Origin of the sequence: Pseudomonas sp. yb_2, assembly GCF_043103905.1 — a bacterium.
Lineage (GTDB): Bacteria > Pseudomonadota > Gammaproteobacteria > Pseudomonadales > Pseudomonadaceae > Aquipseudomonas > Aquipseudomonas alloputida.
Map to the genome: position 1 here is coordinate 45,885 of NZ_JBICKH010000027.1, position 21,315 is coordinate 67,199.

A 21,315-nucleotide genomic window follows, 5' to 3' on the forward strand; every position below is an offset into this window, starting at 1 on the left:
GTTTTGACATGAAAGTTTTGATCATCGGCAGCGGTGGCCGTGAGCACGCCCTGGCCTGGAAAGTCGCCCAGGACCCACGCGTCGAGAAAGTCTTCGTTGCCCCGGGCAACGCCGGTACCGCCATTGAAGCCAAGTGCGAGAACGTCGCCATCGACGTGTGCGCCCTGGAGCAATTGGCCGACTTCGCCGAGAAAAACGTCGACCTGACCATCGTCGGCCCGGAAGCACCGCTGGTTATCGGTGTGGTCGACCTGTTCCGCAGCCGCGGCCTGGACTGCTTCGGCCCAACCAAGGGCGCGGCCCAGCTGGAAGGCTCCAAGGCCTTCACCAAGGATTTCCTGGCGCGTCACAAGATCCCGACCGCCGACTACCAGAATTTCACCGAGATCGAGCCAGCCCTGGCCTACCTGCAGGAAAAGGGCGCGCCGATTGTGATCAAGGCCGACGGCCTGGCTGCGGGCAAGGGCGTAATCGTCGCCATGACCCTGGAAGAAGCCGAAGCCGCCGTGCGTGACATGCTGGCTGGCAACGCCTTCGGTGAAGCAGGTTCGCGTGTCGTGATCGAAGAGTTTCTCGACGGCGAGGAAGCCAGCTTCATCGTCATGGTCGACGGCCACAATGTGCTGCCCATGGCCACCAGCCAGGACCACAAGCGCGTCGGCGACCAGGATACCGGCCCGAACACGGGCGGCATGGGCGCCTACTCCCCTGCCCCGGTCGTTACCGCCGACGTGCACCAGCGCGTGATGGACCAGGTGATCTGGCCAACCGTGCGCGGCATGGCCGAGGAAGGCAACGTCTACACCGGCTTCCTCTACGCCGGCCTGATGATCGACAAGGCGGGCAACCCCAAGGTCATCGAGTTCAACTGCCGCTTCGGCGACCCGGAAACCCAGCCGGTCATGCTGCGCCTGGAGTCGAGCCTGGTCCTGCTGGTGGAAGCCGCATTCGCCAAGGCACTGGACAAGGTCGAAGCACAGTGGGACCCGCGCCCGAGCCTGGGCGTGGTCCTGGCAGCGGGCGGTTACCCGGGCGACTACGCCAAGGGCGACGTGATCAACGGCCTGGACGCTGCCGCCAAGATCGAAGGCAAGGTATTCCATGCCGGTACTGCGCTCAAGGATGGCAAGGTAACCACCAACGGCGGGCGCGTGCTGTGTGCCACCGCCATGGGCAGCACCGTTGCCGACGCGCAGCAGCAGGCTTATCGCCTGGCCAAGGAAGTCAGCTGGAACGGCAGCTTCTACCGTTCCGACATCGGCTATCGGGCCATCGCCCGCGAGCGCGGTGAGCACCAGCAGTAAGTACTACCGGTATGCCGTAGCGGTTTCAGCCTGCGGCATCCGGCTCGTCGACAGGGCCCGGAATGGGCCTTGCCTTCGACTTGGCGCGCCGCGCATAGTGAGTACCCGGCACATCGGCCAAGAAGGGATTTCGTAGTGCGTCGGCTTCGGATTGCCTCAGCTCTGATCGTCAGCTTGCTGACCCTGCTCTGCATGTTTCCGGCTGCGGCCGAACATGACGGTGGCTGGACCGTTCTGCTCGACGAACAGGCCAACCTGCAACTGAGCGATGTGCGCTCCGAGCGCTATCGCAACCAGTTCAGCCCACTGCCTCTCGCCGACCTTGATGCTGCCCCGGCTGGACAGGCCTTGTGGCTGCACTATCGTCTGGCACCAGGTGACCAGGAGCAGCTGCTGCGGGTATTTGCCCCGGACCTTTCTGGCCTGGACCTCTACGCCCTCGAAGGCGAACAACTTCTGCGTCAGCTGCACCACGGGCGCCAGGCCGGCAATGCCAGCCCGACCCTGCGTGGCAGCGACCATGTATTGCCCCTGCCCAACAGCAGGCAACCGCTGGACATCTACCTGCGCCTGGTCTCAGAGCACCAGCTGCGTCCGGCCATCAGCCTTGAGCCTGCGGCCGAGGCAGCCTCGGATCAACGCCAGCCGCTGCTGTTCGGCATGCTGTTCGGCGGCCTGATCATGCTGATCATGCACAACCTGATCCGCTTCCTCTACACCCGCTCCAGCACCACCCTGATCCTGGCGCTGTACCACGGCCTGATGCTGCTCAGCGGCCTGATCCTGCTGAACCTCAGCGGCCCTTGGTGGCATGTGTGGCACAGTGCGCAAACGCCTGCCGCCTATCTGACGCTGGTCCTGGCCGGCCTGTCCGGGTTGTATTTCACTCAACATTTCTTTTCGCCGTGCAATTCGCCCCGGCTTAACCGCCTGCTGCAGGGTGAGATGCTGATTGTCGGGCTCAGTGGCCTGGTGCTGCTGTTCGTCGATACCCTGCCACTGAACCTGATGACCTACGCCCTGATGGCGCTGGGCAGCGTGAGCATGCTGCTGGTCAGCAGCTACCACTGGTACAAGGGTTATGCGCCCGGACGCCTGTTCAGCCTGGCCATGGTGGTGTTCAACCTCGGAGGCCTGGTACTGCTGCCAGCCCTGCTGGGCCTGACACGCACCTCGACACCCTGGCTGCTGTGTATCCTGCTGGGCCTGACCGTGGTCAGTGGCCTGCTGCTCAACCTGGCGGTCAGTGAACGGCTGCGGCGCATAAGCGAGGAGCGTTTCAGCGCCAGCCGTGCACTGGCCGCCAGCGATGCGGAAATCAACGCCAAAGCCGAGTTCCTGGCCAAGATCAGCCACGAAATCCGCACCCCGATGAACGGCGTGCTCGGTATGACTGAACTGCTGCTGGGCACACCGCTGTCGGTGAAGCAACGAGATTATGTGCAGACCATCCACAGCGCGGGCAACGAGCTGCTGACGCTGATCAACGAAATTCTGGACATTTCCAAGCTGGAATCCCGGCAGATCGAGCTGGATGACGTGCAGTTCGACCTTAACGCGCTGATCGAGGATTGCCTGAACATCTTCCGCGCCAAGGCCGAGCAACAGAACATCGAGCTGATCAGCTTCACCCAGCCACAAGTACCGCGGGTCATCAGCGGAGACCCGACGCGTCTGCGCCAGGCCTTGTCGAGCCTGCTGGAAAACGCCCTGAAAAACACCGACCAGGGCGAGATCCTGCTGGTGGTGGCGCTGGATCAACGCGGCGAGGTGCCACGCCTGCGTATCGCCGTGCAGGACAGCGGCGAACCGTTGCCCGCCGCCGACCGTGAAGCCTTGCTGCAGGCCGAGTTGCACAGCCACCACTTCCTTTCCAGCAACAAGCTGGGCGGCCATCTGGGGCTGGTCATCGCCAAACAGCTGATCGGTCTGATGCAGGGCGAGTTCGGCATCAAGAGCAGCACCGGCATGGGCAACACCTTGTGGCTGACCTTGCCGCTGGACCCTTCGCGCCTGGAACAGCCACCGGCGGACCTCGACAGCCCGCTGCGCGATGCCCGCGTGCTGGTGGTCGACGACAACGACACGTGCCGCAAGGTGCTTGTACAGCAGTGCAGCGCCTGGGGCATGAACGTCAGCGCGGTGCCGTCAGGCAAGGAGGCTCTGGCCCTTTTGCGCACCAAGGCACACCTGCGCGACTACTTCGACGCGGTGCTGCTGGACCAGAACATGCCCGGCATGACCGGCATGCAGCTGGCCGCCAAGATCAAGGAAGACCCGAGCCTGAACCACGACATTTTGGTGGTGATGCTCACCGGCATCAGCAATGCGCCGAGCAAAGTCATCGCGCACAACGCCGGGGTCAAGCGAATACTGGCCAAACCGGTGGCCGGTTATACATTGAAGACCACCCTGGCCGAGGAGCTGGCCCAGCGCGGCCGCGAACAGGCGATGCCTGCCAGCCTGCCTGGCATCCCGCAGGCGCTGGACCTGCCAGGCGACTTCCGCGTGCTGGTCGCCGAAGACAACAGCATCTCGACCAAGGTGATCCGCAGCATGCTCGGCAAGCTCAACCTCAAGCCCGATACCGCCTGCAATGGCGAAGAGGCCTTGCAGGCGATGAAAGCGCAGCATTATGACCTGGTGTTGATGGACTGCGAGATGCCGATACTGGACGGTTTCTCGGCCACCCAGCAGTTGCGGGCCTGGGAAGCTGAAAACCAGCGCCAGCGCACGCCGGTGGTGGCACTGACAGCGCACATACTGGCCGAACACAAGGAGCGCGCGCGGCTGGCAGGCATGGACGGACACATGGCCAAGCCGGTGGAGTTGTCGCAGTTGCGTGAGCTGATTCAATACTGGGCCAATCACCGGGAAGCCAAGGTGGACCCGGCACATACGTCCTGACCGATATCCAATGCTCTTGCAGGAGCGGCCTCGCGACACAAGGCCGCGCCGGCATAAACCCAAGGAACACTGCTCATGCTCCATGAGTTGTTCAGCGTCTACCTGAAAATGCTCGTGCTCTACAGCCCGTTCTTCGTGCTGTCGTGTTTCATCAGCCTGACCCGCGGCCACTCCAGCAAGGAGCGCAAGCAACTGGCCTGGAAGGTCGCGTTCGCAGCCTTGGTCGCCAGCGTGATGCTCTACCTGTTCGGGCGCGCGATCTTCGGAATTTTCGGCATCACCGCCGATGCCTTCCGCATCGGTGCCGGCAGCGTGCTGTTCATTTCGGCCCTGGGCATGGCCCAGGGCAAGCCGGCGGTACAGGCAGACAACGTTCAGCAGGATGTGACCATCGTACCGCTGACCATTCCGCTGACCGTTGGCCCCGGCACCATCGGTGCCCTGCTGGTGATGGGGGTGAGCCAGCCGCACTGGGATGAAAAACTGCTGGCCATCGTCAGCATTGCCCTGGCCAGCTTTACCGTAGGCCTGGTGCTGTATCTATCGCACGGTATCGAGCGCCTGCTCGGCGACCAGGGCTTGCAAATCGTCAGCCGCCTGATGGGCCTATTCGTCTGCGCCCTGGCAGCACAGATCATCTTTACCGGGATTCGCGGTTACCTGCTGCCCTAGGGTGCAGAGCCTACAACTGCAGCTCAAGGATAGCCTTGCCATTTTGCTTGTCGACACTGGCCTGGGCCCGCTTGCGGTAGTCTTCGCGGAACCCTTGCAAGTTGAAGTGGATCACTTCGACTCGCATGTCCAGGAGTTTTACTTCACTGTTCAACTGCATGAACAAGAAGCCCTTGGAGGTCTTTTTCATCGACATTTCCATGTGCACCAACACCATGTCGATGAAGCCGCTCGACTGTTGTGAGCAAGGCAGCAACTGAAAGCGCCCGACCGCTTTGGAGACTGCCCTGGATTCAAACGCGGTCAGTGCCTGGCTGTCATTGCGCAGCGCCTGAAGCGACGACTGGGCAGATTGATAATGGCCGGCGGAGCCTTTCTGGCGAATCTGGGCAAGCGCCTGATCGGCAAGGCTGGCCCTGTCCGGCCCCGGTCGAGTCGCCGTGGGCGCGAGCTTGCCATCAAAGCCCAGAAACGCAAGGTTACGCCAGTAGTTCCTGAACCAGTCCGGCTCCAGGCCTTCGTTGAAGTCCCCCCAGGCAACTTGCTGGGCAAACGCATTGGCCAACAGGATGTCGTCACGGGCTTCGCGACTAACACCTGGCAAGAATGACAGCAGGCTGCTGTGGACGAGTTTGCCACTGGCGGCACCTTGATTGAACTCACTCATTTTCGACTCCTGAGGTAGTGGCAAGTTTGACCTGGCTGCGGTACTGCAATTGCTTGACCTTGATAGCGTCATGCAAGCCCGGACTTATCGAACTGATCACTTTTTCATGGGTGAAATAATTGGCATCGAACTGCTGAGTGGCCTGGGCACTTGAAAGATTCAGCGGCTGCCACAGCCAATCCATCGCCAGATGCTCTGCTGTGCTAAAGCCCAACTCGGTACTGATGACGCCTGAATCGGCCAGTATCAGGCGCAACTCCATACGAACATGGCTCACGCCTTTATCGTCCGGGGGCCGAACACATTCCGCCCATAACAACTGTTCAATGGCATCGTCTGGTTGGGCGGAGTAGGCGTCGAGGCATGTGGCTACCGGCCCCTGCAGGGCGCTGGGCACACCTGCCAAAAGCTTGGCCCGCAGCATGTTCCAGGGTTCACAGGCCACTGCGGTTGCAGCAGGCACGGCGCCGGAATGCAAGGTCGCGACAGTGCAGCCGAAGTTACCCTGAATTCGCAGATAGTCCTTGTGCCAATCAGCGTCCTGAATGGCGTGCCCCTTGTTAGCGGTCAGGTAGGCTGCCAGCTGAACATCCAACAGTGCTTCTGCTCGTGAAGCACTGACATTGTTGTCGATCAATACCAGGCTATTGCCGTTCAACCACAAAGTGTAATTGGCTTGCATCAGTATGCCCTCCAGGCCCGTCGACGCCGTGTCGACAGGCCAACTTCATGGTCAGAGTTCCAGTGCCAGCAGGACCTGCAGGGCATTGTCGTCAAGTTTGGTTTCTACAATGGCGCGAACTTTGTCGTATCGGCGGCTATCGAAATTCAACACCGCACCACAGGCAAAATTGGAGGTGCCACTGCTTTCCCATTTGGCCAGGAGATAGTTGGCAGACTTGTCAGGCTTGGCGTCGGTCTGGATCGCACTGACCAGCATCGCCACCTGCCCTTCGCCGGTTTGCTCGCACTTGACCAGGCTCAGCTCGGTTCGGTCATCTTCCACCGACTTGCGATTGAGCAACTCGACGTTTTTGGTACTGGCGGCCAAGGCTGAAACAACCGTTTTGCCGAGATTGTCCAGGGCCATTGCTACATCGCCAGTGAAAGCGCCATATGCTGCCTGCAGGCCCTTGCCCAGCAGGTTGCTGATCTCAAGGTGCATATTGCGTTCAGTGAGCTGCTGTACGTCGACATTGGTTGACGCCCAGCCCAATTTGGACATCAGGTAGATGTAGTGCTTGAACCAAAGCTGCGTTTCACGCATAGGGTCATGCTGCCTGTTGGCACCTTGCGTAGCCAAGGCATGACAAGCCTTTGCAGCATCGCGGTTTAGCTCACTCATTTGGTCGGGGAACACGAACAGATTCTTGTCCGGCAGAACCTGAAGCTGCAGCTTCTCTTTATCGGTCGTCATGGGAAAGGTCTCCAGGAAGGGTACGGTTGGAGCCAAATAGCTCCAGCCGAAAACCTACCTGTGACCTTTACCTCAATCTGCCACGAAGCAGTTCCTCATCTGCCCGCGCTGCCGCCGCTTACGGCTTTGCGCCATACCAGCGCGGGGTATAGACCCAAACCCCGCCAGCTGCGCGGTCGAAAGTGCAGGTAGCGGACGATCCAACCAGCACCATGGTGCGCATGTCGACCATTTCTGGCAGCAGTTCGGCCAGGGTGACTACCTTCAGTGTCTGCCCCGGCCTACCGATGTCACGGCCAAGGACTACAGGCGTGTTCCCGTCACGGTGGCGGCGCACAACCTCCAGGGCCACACCGAGCTGGTGCGGCCTGGCCTTGGAGATCGGGTTGTAGAAGGCCAGCACCAGGTCGGCCTGGGCAGCCAGGTCCAGGCGCTTTTCAATGATCGACCAGGGCTTGAGGTTGTCCGACAGCGACATCACGCAGAAGTCATGCCCCAGCGGTGCACCTGCCTGGGCGGCGGTTGCCAGCGAGGCTGAAACCCCCGGCAAGATCTGCAGGTCGACGCGATGCCAGGCAGGGTCACTGGATTCGTGCAATGCTTCGAGCACCGCAGCGGCCATGGCGAAAACGCCCGGGTCGCCTGACGACACCACCACCACCGAACGGCCTTGGGCCGCCAGTTCGAAGGCATGTCGGGCGCGCTGCATCTCTTCGCGGTTGTCGGTGCAGTGCAGCACCTGGTCGCCGCGAAACGGGCCAGCCATGCGCACGTAAGTTTCGTAACCGAGCACATCTTCGGCCTGCGCAAGTTCGGCCTTGACCGTCGGCACCATCAGTTCCGCCGCACCAGGGCCAAGGCCGATGACCGCCAGGCGACCGCGACGGCGGCCGACCTGCACTACGTCGACCGGGGCAGGCGCCACCGCGACCACGACTTCTTCAAGCGCTATCAACTCGGCATCGGGCACCGCCGCAGCGACCATGCTGGCCACATCGCCAGGGCCGGTGGCAAAGCGCAGGGGTACACCCAGGGCCTGCGCAGCTTCGTGCAGGGCGCTGTCGGCCATGGTTCGCTCGTCGGCCAGCACGCAGGCAACCGAGGGCTCGGCGATGCCGGCCTGCTGCAGTGCTGCGCGAATACTGCGCAGATTGCCACCTGCAACGCCCACGACCACCTGGCGCGGGTGGATAAGCAGCTCGTCGCGGTTGGCCGGACGCGCCTGATGCCCCACATGGATGGTGCGCTGCGCCGCTTCGCTGGCGGGCAACTGCGCCAGCTGCAGCCACGGTGCGTTACCTTCGATACGCACGGACTCACCTGCCAGCAGGTCGGATACAAAGCGCTTGCCTTGCTCGATGTCCGCCAATGCATAGCCCTGCGGCGGGTTCAGCAGGCAAGTACCGAAGCGCAGCTCGCCACTGGTGGTGATGGCGGCGGAAACGCCCAGCGCGTCAGCGATTTCGCGCGCCATCACGTTCACCCCGCCGAGGCCGCCGAGCAACGGCACTACCGCGCTACCATCCTCGGCCACGGCCAGTACCGGCGGCTCGCTGCCCTTCTCGCTGAGCAGGCTGGCCAGGCTGCGGATGACGATACCCGCGGCGCACAACGCGATGATCGGCGTGTCTTGCTGGTACAACCCGCGAAGGGTATCGCCGAACGACACGTACGACTGGTCCGCACCCTCGACACGCCCCTCGAGGCCATGGATCGTGGCCTGCGGATAACAGGCCTGGATACGCTGCGCCGTCGCCAGGCTGCCCGGGCCGAGAATGACGATGGCTGGTGCCTTGTGCATGTTCAGCCCTGCCATTTTTCCCCCGGCACGATGATCAACGAGAAGTACGGCGACGACTGCGGGTCGACCTGGTCCAGCGGCACGATCTTCTGGTTGGCCATGGTCGCCCGTTCCACATACAGTGCACGCCTGTCCAGGCCCAGTTCGGCCAGCACTTCGCGCACCTTGGGGAAGTTGCGCCCAAGTTTCATGATCACCGCTGCATCGGCGTCGGCCAGACGGCGCTTGAGCTCTTGAGCGGGCAACACGCCGGACAACACCGACAGGCTCTGGTTACGGTACACCAGCGGTGCCCCCAGCACCGAAGCGCCACCGAGCATGGAGCAGACACCGGGAATCACTTCTGCCTCGTAGCGCTGCGCCAGGCGGTCATGCAAGTACATGTAGGAGCCATAGAAGAACGGGTCGCCTTCGCAAATCACCGCCACGTCGCGGCCGGCATCCAGGTGCTCGGCCACCTGTACGCTGGCTTCGTCGTAGAAGTCGCTGATCACTTGCTCATAGGACAGCGGCGCCGGCAGCACTTCGGTGGTGACCGGGTAGACCAGCGGCAGCAAGGTCTGCTCGGGCTGCAGGTGCGCCTCGATAATGCCGAAGGCGTTGCCACGCTTGCCCTTGGCCACGAAGTAGCCGACCACCGGCGCCTCACGCAACAGGCGCAGGGCCTTGAGGGTAATCAGTTCAGGATCGCCAGGGCCCACGCCCAGGCCAAGCAGTCGTCCGCGCGGGGCCATCATTCCACCTCCGTGGCCAGGGCGTTGACCGCCGCGGCGGCCATCGCGCTGCCGCCCAGGCGGCCTTGCATGATCACGAACGGCACGCCACGGCTGTCGGCGGCGAGCATGGCCTTGGACTCGGCAGCGCCGACGAAACCGACCGGGAAACCGAGGATCAGCGCCGGCTTGGGTGCACCGGCGTCGAGCATTTCCAACAGGTAGAACAGCGCAGTAGGGGCATTGCCGATGACCACCACGCTGCCCTCCAGGTAAGGGCGCCACAGCTCCAGGGCTACGGCGGAGCGTGTGTTGCCGGCGTCTTTGGCCAGGCCCGGCACGCTGGGGTCACGCAGGGTGCAGATGACTTTGTTGTCAGCTGGCAAGCGCGCCCGGGTGATCCCTTCGGCCACCATGTGCGCATCGCAGAGGATCGGCGCGCCGTTGAGCAGCGCCTCGCGCCCGGCCCGGCCGGCACCGTCGGAGAACTGCAGGCCATCGATGGCGTCGACCATGCCACAGGCGTGGATCACGCGCACGGCGAGCTTTTCAAGGTCTGCGGGGATCCGCTCGAGTCGGGCTTCCTCACGGATGATCCGGAAGGAGTTGCGATAGATCTCCTGACCATCGCGGATGTAGTCAATCATCAAGGTGCTCCGTCGGCAGGTCGAGCATGGCGCCTGCTTCATTCAAGGTAAGGTCGGTGGCGCGCAGGGCACCGAAACCCGGCTGGCGCGCATCACGCAGGTACAGGTCGTAACGGCCCGGCGAACGGGCCAGCAAAGTGGCCGGGGCAACATGGGCCACGGCGCAGGAACGGGGGCAGCCGGACAGGTGCACGCTGGCCGGCACGCCAGGGCCCAGCAGCGCGGCCAGGACAACGGCGTCAGCCTTGGTCTCGGCAAGGGCCTTGGCGCAGCCGCTGGCACCGGTGCAGGCGCTTATACGCGCCAGGGGCTCACGGTCGTGGCACAGCAACCCCAGCGCAGACAGTTCGGCCAGGGCCTGATCGAGGTGTTGTTCTTGCAGGTTGGTCAGCACCAGGCTTTGCCAGGGGCTAAGGCGCATGCTGGCATCGCCCAGTTCACGGGCAATACGTGCGGCGCCACGCAGCATCGCGGGGGTCAGGCGGCCTTGCGGCGGGGCAACGCCAAGGGCAATACCCTGCGCCTGGGGCAACCTGCCCAACCACGAGGCGCGGTGCTGTTCACGCCGCCAGGTGAGCACGGCGGCATCGCGGCGGATATCCAGGCCGAGCTCAGCGACAAAATCGGCTGTCGGGTACACCTCAAGCAGGTGGCGCATGCGCGTCTGCGTCGGGGATGCCAGATCGAGGAAGCGCTCCAGCACGGCGCGCACCAGCATCAGACCCTGCGTCAGCGGCACCGCACCGAGCGCCTGGCCCTCTGCCGGGCACCCTGCCAGGCCAAACGCCAGCCAGGTCTGCTGGTCCAGGTGCAGGGGCGACAGCCACAGGTCATGGGGGTGTTCGAGCATCGCCAGGCGCTCGCCTGCATCCAGCTGCACAGCGAACTTGGCCGACAGCTGGTGAAAGCGCGGGGTGCCTTCCAACAGGTCGAGGATCTGCCCGGCCAGCGGCCTGGCGTCCAGCAGCATGAGCGGGTCATGCCCGGCCAGTGGGCTGAGCATCACGTTGCGCACATCGTCACCCGCGGCATCGCGTGGTCCCAGGCCGGCTGCGAGCAGTGCCTCGACCAAAGCGCGATGCTCGCTGCCAATGCCGCGAACCTGCAGGTTGCCACGGTTGGTGGCCTCGATCACGCCGCCAGCAAAGCGCTCGGCCGCCGCCGCCACGGCTTCGGCCTGCTCGGCCAGCAGCAGGCCACCCGGCAGCTTGATACGGCAGATGCCGCCATCACGGGCACTGACGATGCGCCACAACCCCGGGCAGGCCGAGGGACGGGGGATGACAGTGGGGGCTTCGGCCTGGGTCAATGGGGTGTCCGGCAATCTGTGAAAGTGCGCTTGAGTGTAGAAGGCGCGGTATTATGCCTGCTTTGTCCGGCGGCATGAAAAGCCGGTGGTCGAGCATCCTCGGCGATCAAGTAGAAATTCAGGACCGCGTCGCCTTCTTCGCGGGCTCGCCCGCTCCCACAGGATCACTGCAGGCTGCACATGCTGCACTGTACCTGTAGGAGCGGGCTTGCCCGCGAAGGGGCGCGAAGCGGCCCCAAAAATGGCGGATTGAAATACATGACACCCTGGCTGACAGTAGTAGGCATCGGCGAAGACGGCTTCAGCGGCCTGGGCAAACAGGCCCGGCGCGCCCTGCTGGGCGCTGGCCGGGTCTTCGGCAGCCCGCGCCAGCTGGCCTTGCTGCCACGTTGCGTGACCGCTGAACAGTTGGCCTGGCCCAGCCCGTTCTCGCTGGCCCCAGTGCTGGCCCTTCGCGGCGAGCCGGTGTGCGTGCTGGCCAGCGGTGACCCTATGTTCTACGGCGTCGGCGCCAGCCTGGCACGCCAGGTGCCTGCTGCAGAAATGCGCGTGTTGTCGCTGCCCTCTTCCTGCGCCCTGGCCGCTGCCCGCCTGGGCTGGCCGCTGCAGGACCTGCAGGTGGTGTCGCTGGTGGCCCGCCCCCTGGCAGCGCTCAATGCCCACTTGTACAGCGGCATGCGCCTGCTGGTGCTGAGCAACGATGGCGACAGCCCGGCGGCAATTGCCGCGCAACTGCGCGAGCACGGCTTCGGCCCTAGCCGCCTGCAGGTGTTCGAGCACCTGGGGGGCGTGGACGAACGTGCACTGGCCGGCACCGCCCAGGACTGGCCGCACACCGGTATCGCGGCGCTCAACCTGGTCGCCATCGAATGCCTGGCTACATCGGATGCCCCCCGCCTGCACCGGCTGGCCGGGCTGCCAGACGCCGCATACCGGCACGATGGCCAGTTGACCAAGCGTGATGTCCGCGCCATCACCCTGGCGCGCCTGGCACCGCAGCCTGGCGAACTGTTGTGGGATGTGGGCGCGGGCTGCGGCTCGATCGGCATCGAATGGATGCGCGCCCACCCGGCATGCCGCGCGCTGGCCATCGAGGCCGACGAAGGCCGCCAGGGTTTGATCGAGCAAAACCGCGATGCATTGGGTGTACCCGGCCTGCAACTGATTCGCGGCAAGGCGCCAGCGGCGCTGCAAGGCCTGGAACAACCGGATGCAATCTTCATTGGAGGCGGCGTTACCCGCACAGGTGTACTGGACCTGTGCTGGGCAAGCCTGCGCCCCGGCGGCCGCCTGGTGGCCAACGCCGTCACCCTGCAAAGCGAACTGGCCCTCGCGCACTTTCGCGAACAGCACGGTGGTGAGCTGACCCGCATCCATGTCGCGCATGCCCAGCCCTTGGGTGCATTCGACACTTGGCGCCAGGCGCTGCCGATCACCCTTCTCGAAGTACTGAAACCCGCCGATGCGTGAAGAAACCCGCGAACAGCCCGCGCCTCTGCGCAGCGGCCTTACCACCGGCAGCTGCGCCACCGCCACCAGCCTGGCAGCGGCCAAGCTGCTGCTCACCGGGCAGCGTAACGATGCGGTGGACATCACCCTGCCCAAAGGCAAGGTCGTGCAGATGCGCCTGGAATTCTGCCGCCTGATCGGCGAGTGCGCCGAAGCCGGCACCCTCAAGGATGCAGGTGACGACCCGGACGTGACCCACGGTGCCCTGGTCTATAGCCAGGTGCGCCTGCTGGCGGAACCTGGCATTGGTTTTGTCGCCGGCAGCGGCGTGGGCACGGTGACCCGGCCGGGGCTGGTGCTGGCTGTGGGTGAACCGGCCATCAACCCGGTGCCTCGGCGCATGATCAGTGAACACCTGCAACACCTGGCCGACGCGTGTGGCTACCTTGGCGGCTTCGAGGTCACGGTCAATGTGCAAGGTGGCGAGCAGCTGGCCCTGAAAACCATGAACCCGCGTCTGGGCATTCTCGGTGGGCTGTCGATCCTCGGCACCAGCGGCATCGTGCGGCCGTTCTCCTGCGCGGCCTACATTGCCTCGATCCACCAAGGCATCGACGTGGCCCACACCAATGGCTACACGCACATAGCCGCGTGCACCGGCAATGCCAGCGAAGACACCATGCGCCGCGTCTACGGTCTGCCGGAAATCGCCCTGATCGAAATGGGCGATTTCGTCGGCGCGGTGCTCAAGCACCTGCGCAAGGTACCGGTGCCGCGCCTGACCCTGTGCGGCGGCTTCGGCAAGATCAGCAAACTGGCCGCCGGGCACATGGACCTGCACAGCCGTCACTCCAGCATCGACTTGCCGCAACTGGCAGGTTGGGCCGCAGACATTGGCGCTGACGAGGCGTTGCAGGCTGCCATCAGCGGCGCCAACACCAGCCAGCAAGCGCTCGCCCTGGCTCATGCGGCCGGCATTGCCCTGGGTGACGCGGTGTGTGCCCACGCCCTGGCCTTCGCCCGTAGCGTCGTGCCGGCGCAGGTGCACGTGGAAGTGTTCGCCATCGACCGCCAAGGCGGCATCGTCGGCCAGGCGGGTGTGCAATGACTGCGCGCATCCTGTTGCTGGGAGGGGTCACTGAAGCCCTGGCGATGGCCCGCCAACTCGGGCCTCGACATGTCTACAGCCTGGCCGGTATCGGCCGCGTGCCCCAGGGCTTGCAATGCCAGGTGCGGGTCGGGGGCTATGGCGGTGTCGAGGGCCTGACCCGTTACCTGCGCGAAGCGGGCATCACCCTGCTGATCGACGCCACCCACCCCTATGCCGCGCAAATCAGCCGCAATGCCGCCAGCGCCGCACGCAACGCCGGCATCCCGTGCTGGGCCTTGCGTCGTCCCGCCTGGCAGGCGCAAGCAGGGGACGACTGGCGAGAAGTCGAGGATTGGGCAGGGTTGATCGAAGCACTGAAGCCGTTCCGCAGGCCACTGTTCACGCTAGGACGCGAGCCGCTGCAGCACCTGGACGAGATTCCGCCGGAGCAGTTCTGGACCTTGCGTGCGCTGGAGGCGTGCCCTGGCAACGAGCGCTGTGAAGTGATTGGCGCACGTGGGCCGTTCCATATCGAGGATGAGCGGGCGTTGTTCCAGCGCCGCCACATCGATGTGCTGATCAGCAAGAACAGCGGCAGTGTGGCGACCGAGCCGAAGCTGGAAGTGGCGCGGGAGCTTGGCGTGCCGGTGCTTGTCCTGAAACGTCCGACGCTGCCGGAGGTGGACCGGGCATTCGACTCACTGACGGATCTGGCCACAGCGCTCGCCCTTTAGGCGCTGCCCTTTCGCAACACAAAGGCACTCCTACAAGGATTTCAGACTTTTCTTCCAACCAACCCAGTGGCCCGTTGCAGATCTGCTGCCTTAAACTCGACGCCCCTCCCCCGGAAGGTTTCACCCATATGGAAATGCAATGGTGGATCTGGCTGGTCTTCGGCATTGCGCTGATCCTGCTTGAACTGGTCCTCCCAACGTTCTTCATACTCTGGTTCGGCATCGGCGCCGTGCTGGTCTCGCTTATCTCGCTCGCCGCACCCAGCCTGCAACTGGACATGCAGGTCCTGCTGTGGGTACTGCTGTCGTCGGCCACCACCGTGCTGTGGTTCAAAGTGTTCCGGCGCAAGCAGCCGGATGTGCGCTGGACCGCCGACAGCGTGATCGGCGAAGTGGGCCTGCTGACCGCTCCCGTGTCGGAGTTCCAGAAAGGCCGCGTACGCTTCCAGAAGCCGATCCTCGGCAACGAAGAATGGACCTGCATCGCCGATAGCCAGATCGCCGCCGGCGAGCGGGTACGCCTGACCGCCATCGAGGGGAACACCGCCCGCGTTATCCGGGCCTGAATCCGCATTAAAAGGAATTTTGCAGCATGACCAGCCTCATCGTCGTCGGCGCCATCGCCCTGTTCGTCCTGATCACCGTGTTCAAGGGGGTGCGCATCGTGCCCCAGGGCGAGGAGTGGATCGTCGAACGCCTGGGTCGCTACCACAGCACCCTCAAGCCGGGCCTGAACATTGTCATCCCCTACATGGACGTTGTCGCCTACCGCCTGCCGACCAAGGACATCATCCTCGATGTGCAGCAGCAGGAAATCATCACCAAGGACAACGCGGTAATCGTCGCCAACGCCCTGTGTTTCGCCAAGGTAGTCGACCCGCAGAAAGCCTCGTATGGTGTGCAGGACTTCTCGTTCGCCGTCACCAGCCTGACCATGACCTCGCTGCGCGCCATCGTCGGTGCAATGGACCTCGACGAGGCGCTGTCCAGCCGCGAGCAGATCAAGGCCCGCCTGCGCGATGCAATGTCCGAGCAGACCGAAGACTGGGGCGTGACCGTGCGCTCGGTGGAGATTCAAGACATCAAACCCTCGGAAAACATGCAGTTGGCCATGGAACGCCAGGCCGCAGCCGAACGTGAGCGCAAGGCCGACGTTACCCGCGCCGAAGGGGCCAAGCAGGCGGCGATCCTCGAAGCAGAGGCGCGCCTGCAGGCGGCCAGGCTGGATGCCGAGGCACAGATCAGCCTGGCCGAGGCCTCGGCGCGCTCGATTTCGCTGGTGAAGGAAGCGGTAGGCAACGAAACCGTACCGGCGATGTACCTATTGGGCGAACGCTATGTGGGCGCGATGGAGAATCTCGCGGGGAGCAGCAATGCCAAGGTGGTGGTGTTGCCGGCTGACCTGCAAGAGACCGTGCGCGGGTTGATGGGCCGCAACAAGGTTTGAGAGTGTCGGGGGCGCTTTGCGCCCCTATCGCGACACAAGGCCCCACAGGACAGCGCAGTATTCGAGGCTGCCGCAATTCTGTGGGAGCGGCCTTGTGTCGCGATGGGCTGCACAGCAGCCCCCATTACCAGACCACCTGCGTCACTTCACCGCACCCCGGCATTTTTACCTATACTCCGCCGTACAATAGCCACCACGATTCCTGACCGGATCTCTCCATGCCCCCACGTCGGCACATTGCCTGGATAGCCTGCCTTGCAGTGCTGTTCAACCTGCTGGCCATGCCGCTGTCTTCTGCTGCGCCCAAGGGCACGGCCGAGCAGCTGCTGTGGGGGGCTTTCTGTTCCAGCATGGCCAACAAGGCCAACGTCGACGTTCAGGCCCTGGCCAAGATCGACCTCGGCCCGCAAAGTGACGACAGCGTCGGCATGATGAACTGCTGGTGCTGCTCCGGTGCCGTGCCGCTGCTGGCCCTGCCCGGCTACCCGCCACAGTTGCACAACCCGCCGACACTGCTCAGCGGGCTGCTGCCGCCACCTGCCAAGTACACACCCACGCCCCGCCAGCTCTGGCCTGGGCTAAACCCTCGTGCCTCTCCGCTAGCCTGAGTTCATCATGCTGTCTGCCTGAACCAGAACGGAAACGGAGATTCACCATGCTCAAGCACGCCCTCGTCATGGCCGCCCTGCTGCTGCCTGGCGCCTTTGCCAATGCCCACGAATACAGCGTGGGTGACCTGCACATTGCCCACCCGTGGTCGCTGCAGTTGCCACCCAACGCGCCTAACGTCGCCGCGTATTTCGTGGTGCACAACAATGGCCAGGCTGATGACCGCCTGCTCAGCGTCGACAGCCCCATCAGCGATGACGCGCAACTTCACGAGCATGCCATGAGCGCCACTGGCGCCATGAAGATGCAACAGGTGCCCAGCGTGGTAGTGCCTGCCGGCAAGGACCTGACCTTTGCCCCCGGTGCCTACCATGTGATGCTGATGCAGCCCAAGGACCGCAGCCTGCTCAGCGACGGCAAACGCTTCCCGTTGACCCTGCACTTCGAAAAGGCCGGCGACATCACCGTCGAAGTGGCCGTACAGAAGCAGGCGCCTGCGGACCAACCGCAAGCCCACGAACACGCGCACTGATACCTGCTGACAGGCACGCGCCATGAGCCTGCCGCGCCACAGCATCGGCCGTACCACCCGCCCTGACCTCAGGCGCGCCGGTGGCGGATGGCTGAGCCTGTTCGCCATGTGGATGATCTTCATCGGCCCGCTGATCTCCCAGTCGATGCCGATGGACCACCACGCGGGCATGAACATGCCGATGGACATGCCGATGGCGGCTGCCCATCAGCATGGCGGCGACGCCCATCACGGCCACGGCGGCGATGGCCAGTTGCATGTGATGTGGGAAAAGTGCGGTTACTGCAGCCTGTTGTTCAACTGCCCGGCCCTGCCCCAGGCCCTCAGCCCGCTCAGCGCCGGCAGCATCGCCCCCACCACCCACCTGCTTGCGCCAACGCACCAGGGCCATGCCCGGCAGGCTGTATTCCCTGGTGCGCGCAGCCGCGCCCCGCCTTCTTCGATCAACGTCTGAAACAACATTTTGCGCACGAAGCCAGGAGGCTTCGCGCTAACTCATGACTGATCGACTGGAATCATTATGTCCGGCTGCACCCCTGTTTTTGCCTTGTCCCTGCGTGGGACCATCGCCGCCCTGTGCGGCTCGCTGCTCGCGCCCATGGCCCTGGCCGCCGGCCCTGGCCATGAAGACCATGTGCACGACGCACCCGAGTTGAGCCCGACGGTGATCACCGCCGTGGCCCCGAGTTCGCCGCTGACTGTGGTCACCAACCCGAAAGACCCGCGCCAGCCAGTGCCGGCCAGCGACGGCGCCGACTACCTGAAGACCATCCCCGGCTTCTCGGCAATCCGTGCTGGCGGTACCAACGGCGACCCGGTATTGCGCGGCATGTTCGGCTCGCGCCTGAACATCCTCACCAACGGCGGCTTGATGCTTGGAGCCTGCCCCAATCGCATGGACGCACCCACGTCCTATATCTCGCCAGAAACCTACGACCGCCTGACCGTGATCAAAGGCCCGCAGAGCGTCATCTGGGGGCCCGGCGGCTCGGCCGGCACCATCCTCTTCGAGCGCGAACCTGAGAAATTCGGCACCCTCGGCAGCCGCGTCAACGCAAGCCTGCTGGCCGGCTCCAACGGCCGCTTCGACAAGGTGCTGGATGCCGCGGCCGGCAACAGTCAGGGCTATGCCCGCTTCGTCGGCAACCAGTCACGCTCGGACGACTACCACGACGGCAACAACGACACCGTGCCGTCGCGCTGGGAAAAGTGGAACGGCGATGTCGCCCTCGGCTGGACACCCGACCAGGACACCTTGCTGGAACTGACTGCCGGCAAGGGTGACGGCGAAGCCCGCTACGCCGGGCGCGGCATGGACGGCTCGCAGTTCAAGCGCGAAAGCCTGGGCCTGCGCTTTGAAAAGTCCAACCTCGGCGAGGTGCTCGACAAGGTCGAGGCGCAGGTCTACTACAACTACGCCGACCATGTGATGGACAACTACAGCCTGCGCACGCCGTCGGGTAGCGGCATGATGGGCATGCCGATGGTCAGCAACGTCGACCGCCGCACCATGGGCGCACGCATCAAAGCCACCTGGCGCTGGGCCGACGTGCAACTGATCAGCGGGATTGACGCGCAAACCAACGAACATCGCCAGCGTGGCGGTATGGGTGTGGACGCACACAAGGGCCAGGCCTGGACCAAGGACGCCGACTTCCACAACTACGGCGCCTTCAGCGAACTGACCTGGTACGTCAGCGGTGAGGACCGCTTGATTACCGGCGCCCGCCTGGACCGCGCCTCGGCGCGTGACTTCCGCAAAACCAGCGCCACCGAAGGCGACACCCGTGCCGACACCTTGCCGAGCGGTTTCATCCGCTACGAGCACGACCTGGCAGCCATTCCGGCCACCACCTACATCGGTCTCGGCCATGCCCAGCGCTTCCCCGACTACTGGGAGCTGTTTTCACCCAAGCTGGCACCACCCGGGGCAGCCAATGCCTTCGACGGCATCAAGCCAGAGAAAACCACCCAGCTCGACTTCGGCATCCAGTACCGCACCGAGCGCCTGGAGGCCTGGGCTTCGGGCTATGTCGGGCAGATTCGCGACTACATCCTGTTCGACTACCGCACCGGCATGATGGGCATGAGCACCTCCCAGGCGCAAAACATCGACGCCCGCATCATGGGTGGCGAACTGGGCGCCGCCTACCAGCTGACTGACAACTGGAAGGCCGACGCCACGCTTGCCTACGCTTGGGGCAAGAACAGCAGTGACGGCAAGGCGCTACCTCAAATGCCTCCCCTGGAAAGCCGCCTGGGCCTGACCTACAGCCGCGACGTGTGGAGCGTCGGCGCACTGTGGCGGCTGGTGGCGGCGCAAAACCGCATTGCCGAAAACCAAGGGAACGTCGTCGGCAAGGACTACGACAAGAGCGCCGGCTTCGGCGTGTTCTCCCTGAACGGCGCCTACAAGGTGAACAACAACCTCAAGCTCAGCGCAGGGGTCGACAACCTGTTCGACAAAACCTACGCCGAGCACTTGAACCTGGCCGGGAACGCCGGGTTCGGCTACCCGGCTACAGATCCACAGCCGGTCAATGAGCCAGGCAGGACCTTCTGGACCAAGGTCGACTTCAGCTTCTGACAACAACGGGCGCAGCTTCGGTTGCGCCTTTCAGCTGGTCAAAAAAGGAGGTTCCCATGAGAGGAACACGCGTCTCTTTCTATAACCTGGCCTGGCGTTGGCATTTTTATGCGGGGCTGTTCGTGGCCCCGTTCATGATCCTGTTGGCAATCACCGGGATCATCTACTTGTTCAAGCCCCAGCTCGACCCGCTGCTGTACCGCGACCTGATGGTGGTCGAGGCCGGCCAGCACCGGCAGGGCGCAGACACGATGCTGGCTGAAGTGCGCCAAGCCTACCCAAAGGGCCACATCGCCCAGTACTTGCCGCCACTGAACGCCGCGCGCAGTGCGCAGTTCGTGGTGCATGACGGCGGGCGCGAACTGAACGTGTTCGTCGACCCATACAGCGGCAAGGTCCTCGGCGAACAGGACGGCAAGCAGAACCTGCAGGCCATCGCCCGCGCCCTGCATGGCGAGCTGATGGTCGGCACGGTCGGTGACCGGCTGGTGGAACTGGCTGCGGGCTGGGGCATCGTGCTGGTGGTATCGGGCCTGTACCTGTGGTGGCCGCGCGGGCGCAGTGGCGCTGGCGTGCTTTGGCCGCGGCTGTCGGCGCGCGGCCGGCTGTTCTGGCGAGACCTGCACGCGGTAACCGGTTTCTGGGGTTCGGCCTTGCTGTTGTTGATGCTGGTCAGCGGCATGACCTGGACCGGCTTGTGGGGCAAGCAGTACGCTGATTTGTGGAACCGCTTCCCGGCAGCCATGTGGAACGACGTGCCCAAGTCGGACCAGCAGGCGCGTGAGCTGAACAGCGCACACCGCCAGACCGTGCCCTGGGCCATGGAAAACACGCCGATGCCACAGTCCGGTGCACACGCCGAGCACGCCGGGCACCACATGATGTCGGACATGCCCGCAGCGCCCCAGGTGAGCGTGCAGCAAGTCGAAGACATTGCCACTTCGCGTCAGGTCGAGCCGGGCTACAGCATTACCCTGCCCACCACTGCCGACGGGGTGTTCACCATTGCCGTGTTCGCCGACGACCCGCGCAACGACGCCACCCTGCATGTCGACCAATACACCGGCAAGGTTCTGGCCGATGTGCGCTGGCACGACTACAGCCCGGTTGCCCGCGCCACCGAGCTGGGGGTGATGCTGCACGAAGGCAAGATGTTCGGGGCGCTGAACCAGATCATCATCCTGCTGGTGTGCCTGATGATTCTGCTGGGTTCGGTGAGCGGGCTGGTGATGTGGTGGAAGCGCCGTCCTGAAGGCGGCCTGGGCGTACCGCCTCTGCGTCATGACCTGCCACGCTGGAAGGTGGCGGTGGCCGTTATGCTGGTGCTGGGGGTGATGTTCCCGCTGGTGGGGGTGTCGATGGTGGTGATGTGGGGGGTGGATAGTTTGGTGGTGAGGCGCCGCCGGGTCTTGGCCAGCGCTTGAGCCTTG

20 protein-coding genes are annotated in these 21,315 nt (G+C 64.1%); 13 read left to right on the plus strand and 7 right to left on the minus strand.

All coding sequences use genetic code 11. The features are described from left to right. Positions 1-8 precede the first annotated feature (8 nt). From purD to ACF8FB_RS06125, 3 genes are all read left to right on the plus strand, one after another. Positions 9-1,304: a phosphoribosylamine--glycine ligase gene (gene purD, locus ACF8FB_RS06115; RefSeq protein WP_003249685.1), complete on the plus strand. Its 1,296-nt coding sequence runs from the start codon at positions 9-11 to the stop codon at positions 1,302-1,304. Between the two features lie 135 nt (positions 1,305-1,439). Beyond that, positions 1,440-4,211, plus strand: a complete 2,772-nt coding sequence (locus ACF8FB_RS06120) for a response regulator (RefSeq protein WP_392511122.1) — start codon at positions 1,440-1,442, stop codon at positions 4,209-4,211. 75 nt (positions 4,212-4,286) lie between these two features. Then, positions 4,287-4,883 carry a MarC family protein gene (locus ACF8FB_RS06125; protein WP_014592545.1) on the plus strand — a complete coding sequence of 199 codons (597 nt, stop codon included), beginning with the start codon at positions 4,287-4,289 and terminating at the stop codon, positions 4,881-4,883. Positions 4,884-4,893: 10 nt separating this feature from the next. On the opposite strand, the gene ACF8FB_RS06130 is transcribed toward ACF8FB_RS06125, so the two are convergent. The 7 genes from ACF8FB_RS06130 to cobG all read right to left on the minus strand — a co-directional run bounded on the left by ACF8FB_RS06130 (position 4,894) and on the right by cobG (position 11,452). Then, positions 4,894-5,550 (minus strand): hypothetical protein, encoded by a 657-nt coding sequence (locus ACF8FB_RS06130; protein WP_049586731.1) that lies wholly within the window; start codon positions 5,548-5,550, stop codon positions 4,894-4,896. Further along, complete coding sequence (locus ACF8FB_RS06135) at positions 5,543-6,232, minus strand: hypothetical protein (RefSeq protein WP_392511123.1); 690 nt, start codon at positions 6,230-6,232, stop codon at positions 5,543-5,545. The genes ACF8FB_RS06130 and ACF8FB_RS06135 overlap by 8 nt, the downstream gene beginning before the upstream one ends. Positions 6,233-6,283: 51 nt before the next feature. Beyond that, positions 6,284-6,967, minus strand: coding sequence for a hypothetical protein (locus ACF8FB_RS06140; RefSeq protein ID WP_049586726.1), 684 nt, complete (start codon positions 6,965-6,967; stop codon positions 6,284-6,286). A gap of 118 nt (positions 6,968-7,085) precedes the next feature. Beyond that, the gene (gene cobJ, locus ACF8FB_RS06145) at positions 7,086-8,783 is read right to left on the minus strand and encodes a precorrin-3B C(17)-methyltransferase (protein WP_392511124.1); all 1,698 of its coding nucleotides are present in this window, start codon (positions 8,781-8,783) and stop codon (positions 7,086-7,088) included. Beyond that, entirely contained in the window at positions 8,771-9,502 is a 732-nt protein-coding gene (locus tag ACF8FB_RS06150; RefSeq protein ID WP_392511128.1) for a precorrin-2 C(20)-methyltransferase, read from the minus strand. Before ACF8FB_RS06150 ends, cobJ begins: the two co-directional genes overlap by 13 nt. Next, a complete protein-coding gene (locus ACF8FB_RS06155; protein WP_003249670.1) occupies positions 9,502-10,128 on the minus strand; it encodes a precorrin-8X methylmutase in 627 nt (208 codons plus the stop codon). The genes ACF8FB_RS06150 and ACF8FB_RS06155 overlap by 1 nt, the downstream gene beginning before the upstream one ends. Beyond that, positions 10,121-11,452 (minus strand): precorrin-3B synthase, encoded by a 1,332-nt coding sequence (cobG, locus tag ACF8FB_RS06160; RefSeq protein ID WP_392511125.1) that lies wholly within the window; start codon positions 11,450-11,452, stop codon positions 10,121-10,123. The genes ACF8FB_RS06155 and cobG overlap by 8 nt, the downstream gene beginning before the upstream one ends. A 243-nt stretch (positions 11,453-11,695) precedes the next feature. Here cobG and cbiE point away from each other — a divergent pair, with 243 nt between their 5' ends. From cbiE to ACF8FB_RS06210, 10 genes are all read left to right on the plus strand, one after another. Continuing rightward, positions 11,696-12,907: a precorrin-6y C5,15-methyltransferase (decarboxylating) subunit CbiE gene (cbiE, locus tag ACF8FB_RS06165; RefSeq protein ID WP_392511126.1), complete on the plus strand. Its 1,212-nt coding sequence runs from the start codon at positions 11,696-11,698 to the stop codon at positions 12,905-12,907. Next, positions 12,900-13,994: a cobalt-precorrin-5B (C(1))-methyltransferase gene (locus tag ACF8FB_RS06170; RefSeq protein ID WP_392510569.1), complete on the plus strand. Its 1,095-nt coding sequence runs from the start codon at positions 12,900-12,902 to the stop codon at positions 13,992-13,994. Before cbiE ends, ACF8FB_RS06170 begins: the two co-directional genes overlap by 8 nt. Beyond that, entirely contained in the window at positions 13,991-14,710 is a 720-nt protein-coding gene (locus ACF8FB_RS06175; protein WP_010955440.1) for a cobalt-precorrin-6A reductase, read from the plus strand. The genes ACF8FB_RS06170 and ACF8FB_RS06175 overlap by 4 nt, the downstream gene beginning before the upstream one ends. Positions 14,711-14,838: 128 nt before the next feature. Beyond that, entirely contained in the window at positions 14,839-15,276 is a 438-nt protein-coding gene (locus ACF8FB_RS06180; RefSeq protein ID WP_003249659.1) for an NfeD family protein, read from the plus strand. Positions 15,277-15,302: 26 nt separating this feature from the next. Beyond that, the gene (locus ACF8FB_RS06185) at positions 15,303-16,157 is read left to right on the plus strand and encodes an SPFH domain-containing protein (RefSeq protein ID WP_012053830.1); all 855 of its coding nucleotides are present in this window, start codon (positions 15,303-15,305) and stop codon (positions 16,155-16,157) included. Between the two features lie 218 nt (positions 16,158-16,375). Further along, entirely contained in the window at positions 16,376-16,765 is a 390-nt protein-coding gene (locus tag ACF8FB_RS06190; RefSeq protein WP_010955443.1) for a DUF2946 domain-containing protein, read from the plus strand. A gap of 47 nt (positions 16,766-16,812) precedes the next feature. Next, positions 16,813-17,298 (plus strand): copper chaperone PCu(A)C, encoded by a 486-nt coding sequence (locus ACF8FB_RS06195; protein WP_003249653.1) that lies wholly within the window; start codon positions 16,813-16,815, stop codon positions 17,296-17,298. A 22-nt stretch (positions 17,299-17,320) separates the two neighbouring features. Further along, entirely contained in the window at positions 17,321-17,752 is a 432-nt protein-coding gene (locus tag ACF8FB_RS06200) for a DUF2946 domain-containing protein (protein ID WP_010955444.1), read from the plus strand. Positions 17,753-17,818: 66 nt separating this feature from the next. Continuing rightward, a complete protein-coding gene (locus ACF8FB_RS06205; RefSeq protein WP_392510570.1) occupies positions 17,819-19,885 on the plus strand; it encodes a TonB-dependent copper receptor in 2,067 nt (688 codons plus the stop codon). 56 nt (positions 19,886-19,941) lie between these two features. After that, on the plus strand, positions 19,942-21,309 hold the full coding sequence (locus tag ACF8FB_RS06210; protein ID WP_392511127.1) for a PepSY-associated TM helix domain-containing protein: 1,368 nt from the start codon (positions 19,942-19,944) through the stop codon (positions 21,307-21,309). Positions 21,310-21,315: the final 6 nt, after the last annotated feature.

What these genes read in the sequence shown, in the direction of transcription:
- purD (WP_003249685.1), top strand. Translation starts at nt 9, where the DNA reads ATGAAAGTTTTGATCATCGGCAGCGGTGGCCGTGAGCACGCCCTGGCC.
- ACF8FB_RS06125 (WP_014592545.1), top strand. Translation starts at nt 4,287, where the DNA reads ATGCTCCATGAGTTGTTCAGCGTCTACCTGAAAATGCTCGTGCTCTAC.
- ACF8FB_RS06130 (WP_049586731.1), bottom strand. Translation starts at nt 5,550, where the DNA reads ATGAGTGAGTTCAATCAAGGTGCCGCCAGTGGCAAACTCGTCCACAGC.
- ACF8FB_RS06135 (WP_392511123.1), bottom strand. Translation starts at nt 6,232, where the DNA reads ATGCAAGCCAATTACACTTTGTGGTTGAACGGCAATAGCCTGGTATTG.
- ACF8FB_RS06140 (WP_049586726.1), bottom strand. Translation starts at nt 6,967, where the DNA reads ATGACGACCGATAAAGAGAAGCTGCAGCTTCAGGTTCTGCCGGACAAG.
- cobJ (WP_392511124.1), bottom strand. Translation starts at nt 8,783, where the DNA reads ATGGCAGGGCTGAACATGCACAAGGCACCAGCCATCGTCATTCTCGGC.
- ACF8FB_RS06150 (WP_392511128.1), bottom strand. Translation starts at nt 9,502, where the DNA reads ATGGCCCCGCGCGGACGACTGCTTGGCCTGGGCGTGGGCCCTGGCGAT.
- ACF8FB_RS06155 (WP_003249670.1), bottom strand. Translation starts at nt 10,128, where the DNA reads ATGATTGACTACATCCGCGATGGTCAGGAGATCTATCGCAACTCCTTC.
- cbiE (WP_392511126.1), top strand. Translation starts at nt 11,696, where the DNA reads ATGACACCCTGGCTGACAGTAGTAGGCATCGGCGAAGACGGCTTCAGC.
- ACF8FB_RS06170 (WP_392510569.1), top strand. Translation starts at nt 12,900, where the DNA reads ATGCGTGAAGAAACCCGCGAACAGCCCGCGCCTCTGCGCAGCGGCCTT.
- ACF8FB_RS06175 (WP_010955440.1), top strand. Translation starts at nt 13,991, where the DNA reads ATGACTGCGCGCATCCTGTTGCTGGGAGGGGTCACTGAAGCCCTGGCG.
- ACF8FB_RS06180 (WP_003249659.1), top strand. Translation starts at nt 14,839, where the DNA reads ATGGAAATGCAATGGTGGATCTGGCTGGTCTTCGGCATTGCGCTGATC.
- ACF8FB_RS06185 (WP_012053830.1), top strand. Translation starts at nt 15,303, where the DNA reads ATGACCAGCCTCATCGTCGTCGGCGCCATCGCCCTGTTCGTCCTGATC.
- ACF8FB_RS06190 (WP_010955443.1), top strand. Translation starts at nt 16,376, where the DNA reads ATGCCCCCACGTCGGCACATTGCCTGGATAGCCTGCCTTGCAGTGCTG.
- ACF8FB_RS06195 (WP_003249653.1), top strand. Translation starts at nt 16,813, where the DNA reads ATGCTCAAGCACGCCCTCGTCATGGCCGCCCTGCTGCTGCCTGGCGCC.
- ACF8FB_RS06200 (WP_010955444.1), top strand. Translation starts at nt 17,321, where the DNA reads ATGAGCCTGCCGCGCCACAGCATCGGCCGTACCACCCGCCCTGACCTC.
- ACF8FB_RS06205 (WP_392510570.1), top strand. Translation starts at nt 17,819, where the DNA reads ATGTCCGGCTGCACCCCTGTTTTTGCCTTGTCCCTGCGTGGGACCATC.
- ACF8FB_RS06210 (WP_392511127.1), top strand. Translation starts at nt 19,942, where the DNA reads ATGAGAGGAACACGCGTCTCTTTCTATAACCTGGCCTGGCGTTGGCAT.